This is a genomic window from Nocardia sp. NPDC003345 (genome assembly GCF_053589395.1).
This window is the reverse complement of sequence record NZ_JBSFRU010000232.1, coordinates 1-10,521: the sequence shown is the minus strand read 5'-3', so window position 1 is coordinate 10,521 and position 10,521 is coordinate 1. Positions and strand designations below refer to the sequence as shown.

5 protein-coding genes and 1 pseudogene are annotated in these 10,521 nt (G+C 68.2%); 5 read left to right on the top strand and 1 reads right to left on the bottom strand.

The features are described from left to right. Positions 1–299, bottom strand: a pseudogene (locus tag ACWDU1_RS22530) (hypothetical protein); the annotation flags it as partial. Positions 300–490: 191 nt separating this feature from the next. Between ACWDU1_RS22530 and ACWDU1_RS22525 the strand changes: the two are divergent. The 5 genes from ACWDU1_RS22525 to eccCa form a co-directional block, all read left to right on the top strand. Beyond that, complete coding sequence (locus ACWDU1_RS22525) at positions 491–1,456, top strand: C40 family peptidase (RefSeq protein ID WP_450001251.1); 966 nt, start codon at positions 491–493, stop codon at positions 1,454–1,456. Between the two features lie 15 nt (positions 1,457–1,471). After that, positions 1,472–3,418, top strand: coding sequence for a WXG100-like domain-containing protein (locus tag ACWDU1_RS22520; RefSeq protein WP_450001249.1), 1,947 nt, complete (start codon positions 1,472–1,474; stop codon positions 3,416–3,418). A 528-nt stretch (positions 3,419–3,946) separates the two neighbouring features. Continuing rightward, complete coding sequence (gene eccA / locus ACWDU1_RS22515) at positions 3,947–5,704, top strand: type VII secretion AAA-ATPase EccA (protein WP_450001248.1); 1,758 nt, start codon at positions 3,947–3,949, stop codon at positions 5,702–5,704. A 102-nt stretch (positions 5,705–5,806) separates the two neighbouring features. Next, positions 5,807–7,363: a type VII secretion protein EccB gene (gene eccB / locus ACWDU1_RS22510; RefSeq protein ID WP_450001246.1), complete on the top strand. Its 1,557-nt coding sequence runs from the start codon at positions 5,807–5,809 to the stop codon at positions 7,361–7,363. Next, positions 7,360–10,521, top strand: a 3,162-nt coding sequence (eccCa, locus tag ACWDU1_RS22505) for a type VII secretion protein EccCa (RefSeq protein ID WP_450001244.1), incomplete at its 3' end; no start/stop codon positions are given. The genes eccB and eccCa, both read left to right, overlap by 4 nt.

Genomic DNA, 10,521 nt, shown 5'->3' with positions numbered 1-10,521 from the left:
GGCTTTTCGGTACCCGATTTACTGATGACGTGCAGCGCACCGGATTTCGCGGCAGCATCACCCGGGCGCTCTTCGCCGGGGGCGCCCGTTCCGGGCGGCGCCGCGCCACCCGCCGTACCGGATCCGCCGCCGGGGCCCGCCTTATCGGATATCGGTGTGGCCTGCCGGGGGTCACCGGGGCCGGACGCGGGCGAGGCGGCCAGAATGCGGGGATCCCGGGAGCGCTGGTCGACGGGCCTGGAGCCGTCCGGCGGCGCGACGGAGGTATCGGGGTCCGCGTTCGCTGTCGCTGTATCCATCCGCTGTCGTCGCCTCCCGTGCAATCTCTTTCATTGTGTTGTCTTCCTGAGGATGGGAATAGGACGCGGCGCGTTCACCGCCGTCGTGTCGCATAGTCGAACCACGAAAATAGGGCGTAGTTGCCGAAGAATTGCCCGGGGTGTGGGGCAGAGAGGTAAGTCGGTGCGATGAGCGATGCTGAGCTGATCGTATGCCGGCACTGACCGACGATGTGCACGGTGTGTTACACGAGCTGCTCGGACTGTACGGCGCCGGGCAGCCGGCCGAACGTGGATCGACCACGCTGGCCCAGGCCATCGCCACGGATCTGAGCCGGCTCTCCGGCGGTGGCGCCAAAGGCTACGGCGACACCCTGGGCATACAGCGAACAGTGCTCGAGACACAGCACGGCCGCGAGGGGGTCGTGAGCAAGACGGTCACCGATTCGGGGACCGGCACGCTGAACGGACGGGGAGTGCTGACCAGTCAGATCTCCGACCTGCAAGCGCGCATCCAGGCCATCACCGCCATCGGTGATACGAGATTCAGCGGTCCGGCGCTGCTCGATTCGGCCCAGCAGACCATCACGAACGCGACCAGGCAGGTGAACGCCGATATCGACGCGGCACGTAGACAGGCGGCGCAGATAATGCCGCCGGTGGCGCTCGCCGAGCGCACACGCACAGCCTCGACGCCGCCCCGGAAACGGCGGCGCCGGCGGCGCCCGCGCATGGTGTCCGGGCAACAGGTCACCCAGCAGCAGCCGTCCCGGAGAACGCGGCGCAACTGGGACAAGACCAAAGGTGGCCGGGCGGCCCAGGTGGCGGATTCCGCACTCGGGCTGCCCTATATCTGGGGCGGCGGCGGTGCGGGCGGCCCATCCGGAGGCGGTTTCGACTGTTCCGGGCTGACCCAGTACGCGATCGCGCAGGCGACGAACGGTGAGGTGGTCCTACCCCGGACCACCTACGAGCAGATCTACGCCGGAGAGCGGGTCGATCCACGCGATGTGCGCGCGGGCGATCTGGTGTTCCCGGCGGGTTCGTTCAGTTCCCGCGGACCCGAGCACGTTCAGCTCGCCGCCGGCAACGGTATGGTGATCGAGGCGCCGTATTCGGGTGCGACGGTCAAGTATTCGCCCATGCCGCCGAGCGCCGTAGTGATTCGAGTCGTCTGAGCGGAACCCGCACCGTTGGCCATCGAGATACCACACGAAGTGGCGATGTTCCTGAACTTCGTCGGCGTCCCGTACCCGGATATCAACGAGGACCAGGTGCGCGAACTGGCCGGTCACGTCCGCACGTTCGCGCAAGAGGTCGCCGATACGCATGCCTCGGCCGGCGGGGCGATATCCGATATGGGCGCGGTGTATCAAGGGCAGTCCTATCGCGCCCTGGTGGCTTCGTGGGCGCGGCTCAGTTCCTCGCATATGGAGCGTCTCGACGAACTGTGCGGGGCGGTCGCCACCGCGCTGGAGATCGCCGCGGAGGTGATCACCGCGGTGAAGGTCGCGGTATTGACCGAGCTGGGCTTGCTCGCGGCCGCCTACGCGACCGCGATGGCCGCGACGGTGGCCACCGGTGGGATGTCCACCGCATTGGGGCAATCCATTGCCGTGGCCGCGAAGCAGCTGGTCAAGGCCATGGAGCAGATGCTCATCGCGTATATCCTGGCCGAGGTTCTCGGTAAGGCCATCGAACCTCTCGAGGACGCGGTCGGCGAGATGATCAACGGCGTCGTATACGACGCGGCCGCCGATCTGCTCGGCGTCGATCCCGCCGGTAACGATGTGCTGCATATAGACCCCGACGAGGTCCGTCGCTACGCACAGGTGCTCGACGATCACGCCGACGACATCATGGGGCACGCGGAGAAATTCGCCGGCAACGTTTCCGCGCTGGATTTCACGACACCCGTGGGTCCCGCGCCCGCGAATCCGGCGCAGCCGCGTGTGGTGCCGCCGGGATCGGTTCCGGTGGGTGCCGATCGATCACGGTCCGATGCCGATCCCGCACCGCAACGGGCACTTCAGCAGCAGGCGAACGCGGGGCAGCCCGGCGCGGGTGTGCGCAACTGGATACCGGAGACGCGCAACACCCCGGAACCGGGCGCCGGGGCGGAGGCGCGACGGCCGGACCCGTCGAGCGCCGGGAGCGGCGCGTCGGAGGGGACGGACCCACGGATGAAACCGGCGGCGGCGCAGGCCGGACCACCGGATGGGGGCGTGCGGGCGTCGTCCGGGCCGCCGGTCGAGGGCGTGCCGAGGGTGGATACCGCGAGCACACCGGGCTCGGATAGGGCGAACGCGCCCGGCACTCGTTCCGAGCCGGGAGTCCCGGCGGCGAACTCGGTGGCCGGAAGCGGTGCGCCGGCCGGGGCGGTGACGGTCGCCGACGGCGCGGCCGCTGCCGCCGCGGCCGATTCGGGTTCCGCGGCGTCCGAGTCGTCCCCTGCCTCCGGGGCGATCGGTGCCCTCGGGGCCTTGGGTGGGCCGCCCGCCGGAGACGAGGTACCCCAGGCGAATCCATGGAACCGTCCCGCCGCGGCACCCGGAGGTACGGATTCTGGTGCCGGTAAAGGAGCGCCGCGTGACCAGGCAGGCGGCGCGGCGCGGGCTGCGCGTGGGCGGGCCGACCGGCGTCGCGGCCCGGGAGGACCGAACCCCTGGTCACTGCGGCCGGCGGGCCTCGGCGCCGAGCCTGCGAAAACACCGTGGGCCAGGCCCGACCGCCCGACGCCGAGGGGTCCCGCCGTGACGGCGCCGGACGATTCGGTTGTGGGGAATGCGGCACCGGAGGTTTCGTCACCGCCTGCTGTGGAGGCCACCGCACCGGAGCGGCGTCCGGCGGAACCGGTGGCCGAAACGGCGGAGCCGACCGGGCCGGCGCCGCGATCGCCGGTAGCCCGCGGCGATACCGGGAAAGGCGGCGATACCGGGAAAGGCGGCGGCCCGGATTCCGGCGGAGGGCTGCCCGCCGAGACCGGCGCCGCGGTCGCGGAAGCGGATGCCGATCGGCCACCCGGCGAAGCCGCCGGTAAGAATTCCGGACGCAGGGGCGAGCTCGATGGCCGGTCCCGTTGGAGCGAGGTCGTGGCGGTCTCGGCGCCCAGACGCGATGACGGTCCGCCACGGCAGTGATCGGAAGAGAATGCGGCGGCCGGTGGCTCGCTGTTTCCACCGGCCGCCGCTGGAACGGTCATCAGGGATGAGGGAACTGGTGACCTGCGGACTACTCTAGCGACAAATAACGAGCCGTCAAATAACGGCACTATTACCAATGAGGGGAAGATTCCGCGAGGGGTGAAGGTGTGCGGTCGCCCAGAATTTGCGGGAATCCGGCTATGGGACAGTTGAATTCATGCGGAAGCCGGGCTCCGGGTCGCGGAGGCCGGCTGTCCACAGAGAGCGGCGGGCGCAGGGTGTGGTGCCCGACCGGCGCATACCCTAACGCTGTTTTACGGGCCGTTCAAAAATGGGAACGATGGTCGATGCGGTGGCGGGTGAGTCGACGTTTCGCCGCTACCGGGGTCGGGCAACCGGAATACCGCACCGGAGGCCGGCGTGAGGGTCGAGTATTCCCAGTGGGGGGAAATGACCTGTGCGTCCGGATCGGTCGCGGTGGCCTACCCTGCCAGCAGGCGAGGGTCGGCGGAAGGGAAGTCCGAGTTGTCAGCGGCCGAGGACGCGTTCTACACGGGCGTGCAGAGTTTGGGATTGGTCGCCGGTGGGGTGCGCAACGAAGAGCACGCACGCGCGGCGTTCACGGCGGCAACGGATCTCGATCCGGATATGTGCGATGCCTGGCTGGGCCGCGCGATGGCCGGTGAGGTCACCTCCGAGGTGATCTACGGCGCCTATCGCTCCTCGCACAATCTCTATCGGGACCAGCAGCGGGCCGGTCTGGTCGACCGCGCGCTGTGGTGTCAGGTCGAGATCGGCGTCTTCGGGCTGCGGGTGGTGATGGCCGACCGCGATCAGATCGCCATCGCCCAGGCCTGCGCCTACGCCGGTGGTGGCGAATGGCAGGAGGCCGCCGCCATCCTGGACGAGGTCCGCGGCGACGATGTCGCCGACTTCGCCCGGCTCTCACTGTTCTACCGCACCGGCCGCTGGCCCGATGTGCTCGCCAACCGCGGGCAGAAACCGGTGCTCGAGGACGGCTTGCTCGATATCGCGGCCGAGTTGATGGCGGCGAGCGCGCTGGCCCATCTCGGGCGTTTCGGTGAGGCCATGCCGCGGGCGCAGCGAATCGTGGAGGACAGCCAATCCGGCAACCTGTCCTATATCTGGGCCGATGCCCACTACCTGCTCGGCATGATCCTGCGGCACAACGGTGAGCACGACGCCGCCGAGAAGATCCTCAAGGGCTTGCAGGGGTCGGGTCTGTGGCCCGACCGGCCGACCTGGCAGCAGGCGGTGCGCGACAAGAACTTCCGGCTCGAGGTCACCACTCCCGCGGTGATCGCCTCCCGGGTGAACATCTGGGACCCGAGGTCGGGTGACGACCCCGCCGAGGTGGCGGCCAGCGCGGCCAAGGCGGAGCGGGACACGCTCCTCGACGAGGCGTCGAAACTGCTGCAATCCCAGATCGGTATGGATTCGGTCAAGGAGCAGGTCGACAGGCTGAAATCCGGCGTGCTGATGGACCAGGTGCGCGCCAAGCGCGGACTCGCGGTCGATTCGCGTTCCAATCACCTGATCTTCTCCGGACCGCCCGGCACGGGTAAGACCACCATCGCCCGGGTCATCGCGAAGATCTTCGCCGGGCTGGGGGTGGTGGAGAACGCCGATGTCATCGAGGCCTCCCGCAACGATATGGTCGGCACGCATCTCGGCCATACGGCGCCCAAGACCAACGCGCTGATCGATTCGGCGCTGGGCGGCGTGCTGTTCATCGACGAGGCCTACACCCTCATTCAGGAGGGCCTGTCCGGCGGTGACGCCTTCGGTAAGGAGGCCGTGGACACGCTGCTGGCCCGGATGGAGAACGACCGCGACAAACTGGTGGTCATCATTGCCGGTTACGAGGCCGAGATCGACCGGTTCCTCCAGTCGAACGAGGGCCTGTCGTCGCGTTTCACCAAACGGGTGCGGTTCCCGAGTTACGATCCGGACGAATTGGTCCAGATCGCCGACCATATCGCGGGTAAGAAGGATTCCATCCTGTCGGATCAGGCGCGCGAGGTGCTGCGTGACCGGTGCACCGTGATGTCGGAGCAGAGCAAGAACGGGCGCCGGCTCATCGATCTGGCGGGTAACGGCCGTTTCGTCCGCAATGTAGTGGAGGCCGCCGAGGCCGAACGCGACTTCCGGTTCACTCGTGACAATGTGGATATCGCCGCGCTCACCGACGAAGAGCTCATGACGGTCGACGCCTTCGATATCACCGCGGCTCTGCAGGGTCTGGCGCCGGTCGCCAAATAGCGCACACCGCGCGAACCACCGGATATTCCCAGTGCTGGGAGCAATCCGGCGGTGGGTCGCGCGTTAGGTTGTGGCCGAGGTCGGCGGAAGGAACGTATACCGGTGGCACGCTTCCGGGTGGTGACCAAACACCAGGTGTCGGGTTGGCGGTTCCTGCTACACCGGATCGAGCACGCCCTGGTCCGCCGCGACGCGTCCATGATCGACGATCCCTCCCGCGGCCGGTCCACCGCGCTGGCCATCGGAGTGGCGCTGGCCTGCATCGGAATCGCCGGAGCCGCGGTGCTGGCGTTCTTCAAACCGGCCAAACCGGTAGGTGATTCGCCGATCATCGCGGAGAAGGACAGCGGCGCCCTCTATGTGAAACTCGGCGACCGGCTGCATCCCGCGCTGAATCTGACCTCCGCGCGGCTCATCGTCGGCCAGGCCGCGAACCCGGTGGAGGTCTCCAAGAGCGAACTGGCGAAGTATCCGCGCGGGGCCTGGGTCGGGATACCGGGGGCGCCGGGGCAGATCTCCGACGAGGAGGAGAAGGATTCGCAGTGGACGGTGTGCGATACCGCCCGCACCGGCGCCGCCGCGCCGGTGGACCCGAAGACCGGTCTCCCGACGCTGACCCGCTCCGCGGTGCTCACCACCGCGATCGCCGGGCCGCTGACGGTGGACGATGACGCCGTCCATGAATTGAGTGGCCGGCAGGCCCGGCTGCTGCGTGGCGACGACGCGACCTGGCTGGTGTATTCCGACCCGGTGCAGGGCGTGGTGCGCGCGGAGATCAACCTCGCCGAATCGCCCGTGCTGCTGGCACTGGGGATCGATTCGACCGTGCAGGTCGCCGCCGCGTCGCCGGGACTGCTCGGCGCGATACCGGAGGTGGCGCCGATCCGGGTCCCGGATGTCCCGGGAGCCGGGGCGCCGGTGACCTTGAAACCGGCGCTGGACGCGGTGGTCGGGTCGATCGTCACCGTGGCCTCGCCCAATCAGCCCGCCACCTACTATCTGGTCTCGAACGCGGGGCTGGTGCGGGTGAGCGCGGTGATCGCTTCCATCGTCCGCAATGCCAACTCCCACGGATCCGTGGCCACGAGCACCATCGGCCCGGATGTCGCCGCGGCGAATCTGCGGCCCGGGGACTGGCCGGGGACGGCCACCTTCCCGGCCGAACCGGTCGAGATACTCGATCCCATCCGCGACCTGATCACCTGCTATCAGTGGACCCGCACCGGTACCGACCCGGACGCCCACACCCGGTTGCTGTTCGGGCGCCAGCTTCCGCTCACCAAGGAGGAGCAGGGCCGCACCGTGCAGCTGGTCACCGCGCCGTACTCCGGGGGAGCCACGGCCGATTTCGCCTACCTGCCCCGGACCTCCGGGAAGTTCGTTCAGGCCACCGGCTCCGAACCGGGCTCACCGCTGCGGGAATCCCTTTTCTGGATTTCCGACAGCGGTGTCAGATACGGGATCGGCGCGGATATGAAATCGGGCGGGAAGAACGATCCGACGCTCACCGCCCTGGGATTGCGGCCGCCGGTGACGGCGCCGTGGAGCATCGTCTCGCTGTTCGCGGTCGGGCCCACCCTGTCGGTCGGCGACGCGATGATCCAGCACGACGGGATACCACCGAATATGACGGGTGTGCAGATGACGGGTAAGAAATGACGGCGACCCGCCGTTTCGTGCGGCCGGCGCGGATGGCGCGCGGCCCCAAGGCGCCCGCGGTCACGGAGTTGCGCTTGCAACCGCCGACCGAGCTGCCGCGTCCGGTGCCCATGTCCAAGATCAAGATGATCATGCCGGTCATCATGGTGGCGGCCATGGTCGGCATGATGGCGATGATGTTCAGCGGCGGCCGCGCCATGTCGCCGATGATGCTGATGTTCCCGATGATGATGGTCGTGTCGATGTTCGGCATGATGGGCGGTCAGCTCGGCGGCGGCGGTGGTGCCAACAGCACCGCGGCCGGCCTGAACGAGGAACGCAAGGACTATCTGCGCTCGATCACCGATAACCGCAAGACGATCCACGAGTCCGAGACCGAACTCTACGATTACCTCTCCTATACGCATCCGGGCCCGGCCGGTCTCGGCCGGCTGGTCGGTGGTAAGCGGATGTGGGAGGTGCAGGTCGCCAATCCCCAGTTCCTGCGGGTCCGGATGGGCCGCGGCCGGATCGCCAACCAGGTTCGGGTGATCGTGCCGGAGGCGGCGCCGACCTCGGATCTGGATCCGGTGGGCGTGGTAGAGCTGACCCGGTTCGCCAAGGCCTATTCGACGGTCGGCGGGATGCCGGTGGCCATCAATCTGCTCTCCGCGCCGCTGGTCGGCCTGGACGGTGACCCCGCCGCGGTGACCGGCCTGGCCCGGGCCATGATCGCCGAGATCGCGGTACTGCACGGGCCGGACCAGGTCGCGGTGGCGGCGGTGCTGAACAACCCGGATTCGCCGGAGTGGTCCTGGCTGAAATGGCTGCCGCATACCCAGCATCCGGCCGACAACGACGCCATCGGCTCCAGCCGGATGATCTACCGGACCGTGGCGGAACTGCGCACGAAGGTGCTCGCCGGTCTGAACCGCGGCCCCTTCTCGGCGAACAACGAGCCCGCGCTGGACAAATCGCATTACGTGCTCATCGTGGAATCCGGCGGTACCAACACCGACCGCGATATCTCCGGTATCGACGGCTGCACCTGGTTGCGGCTCGGACCTTCGGAACAGTCGCTGCCACGGTCGCTGAAGTTCTCTCTCGGCGCCGACCACGCGTTGCAGGAGATCACCGCGCGCGGCACCCGGCTGGTCGGGGCCGCCGACCTCATGTCGATACCGCAGGCCACCGCTGTCGCCCGGCGGCTCTCCCCCTATCGGCTGTCCACTGTGGTGGAGGCGGTGGCCGCCGAACAGGCCACCAGCAGTACCTCCTGGGAGGATATGGTCGGTATCAGCGACCCCGGCAGTGTCCGGGTGGACCGGCAGTGGCCGGTGCGCCGCGACGCCGACCGCAACCGCTTGAACATCCCCTTCGGGCACGATCCGACCGGCCAGGTGGTGCGCCTGGACATCAAGGAATCGGCCGAAGAGGGTATGGGCCCGCACGGTATGTGCATCGGCGCCACCGGTTCCGGCAAATCGGAATTCCTCCGGACCCTGGTGCTCTCCGCGATCGCCGAACATTCCCCGGATGTACTCAATCTGCTGCTGGTCGACTTCAAGGGCGGCGCGACCTTCCTGGGCTTCGACCGGCTCTCCCATGTGACGGCGGTCGTCACCAACATGGAAGAGGAAGCCGATCTCGTCACTCGTATGGAGGACGTGATCAACGGTGAGATGGCCCGCCGGCAGCGGGTGCTGCGCGACGCCGGAAACTTCGCCAGCGTCGCGGACTACGAGAAGGCGCGCGAACAGGGCGCGCAACTGGAACCGCTGCCCACCCTGCTGATCATCCTGGACGAATTCGCCGAACTGCTCGAACAGCATCCCAGCTTCTCCAAATTGTTCGTCGCCATCGGCCGCCTCGGCCGCTCGCTGCGAATCCACCTGCTGCTCTCCTCACAGAAGGTTCCGGCCAACCGGATGGGCGAGCTCGAGGCGCATCTCTCGTACCGGATCGCGCTGCGCACCAACCAGACCAGTGACTCCCGCGACGCCATCGGCACCGCCGACGCGTACCACCTGCCGAAGAAGCCCGGATCCGGGTATCTACGAGTCGGCGCGGGTGATCTGCAACGTTTTCAGGCCGCCTACGTCGGCGCCGCCTATACCGCGCCCGCGCAGGCCAGCACATCGAGCGCGCAGCGGGCCCGCCGCCCGGGGGGCGGATACCGCCCACCGCAACGGTTCACCGCCGCCTACATCGCGGAGGTCCGCTCGACGCAACCGGTGGAGCCGGTACGCGCCCCCGAACCCGGCGATACCGACGGCGAAGTGGTCACAGTTATGGAGACCACGCTGCAACAGTTCGCCCGGCACGGACGCCCGGCCCACAAGATGTGGCTGCCCCCGCTGGGTGTTCCGCCGACCCTGGACCGCATGGTCGCGGCGGTGGAAGCCGGTACCCTGCGGTTGCCGTGGGCCGTCGTCGACCGGCCCCGGCAGCAGCGGCAGGATGTCTGGTCGGTGGATCTGTCCGGCGCCGGCGGGCATGTGGCGGTGGTCGGCGGGCCGCAGTCGGGTAAATCGACGGCGTTGCAGACGCTGATCCTTTCGGCCGCGCTGACCCATACACCGGAGCAGGTCCAGTTCTACTGCTTCGACTTCTCCGGCGGCCTGGCTCCGCTGCGGGCGCTCCCGCACGTGGGCGCGGTGGCATCGGCCCGCGACGTGGACCGGATCCGCCGCACCTTCGCGCTGATCCGCAATCTGATCACGTCGCGCCAGGCGTTGTTCGACCATCTGGGCATCGATTCCATGCGGGAGTTCCGGCGGCGCCGGGCCACGCCACAGGGGTCGGCGGAGCTCTCGTCCTACGGCGATGAACACGGTGATGTGTTCGTGGTGGTGGACGGCTGGGATATCGGCTTCGCCATCAACGGCCCGTACTACGACGAATACATGCCGACGATGGAGAACATCGCGCTACAGGGACTCAACTACGGGGTCCATCTCGTGGTCACGAGTTCCCGGTGGGCGGCGATCCGGCCGGCGGTCAAGGACCTCATTCAGACCCGGCTGGAAATGCGGCTGGGCGATCTCACCGATACGGTGTTCAACGCCCATCGCGCGGTGGTGTCGGCGGTGCCGCCGAACCGGCCCGGCCGGTGTGTGGCAGCCGAGGCCCTGCATATGCTCACGGCGCTCCCGCGTACCGATGGCAACGGTGATGCC

Excerpts from the sequence above, each read along its gene's own strand:
- ACWDU1_RS22525 (WP_450001251.1), top strand. The coding sequence starts at position 491 with ATGCCGGCACTGACCGACGATGTGCACGGTGTGTTACACGAGCTGCTC.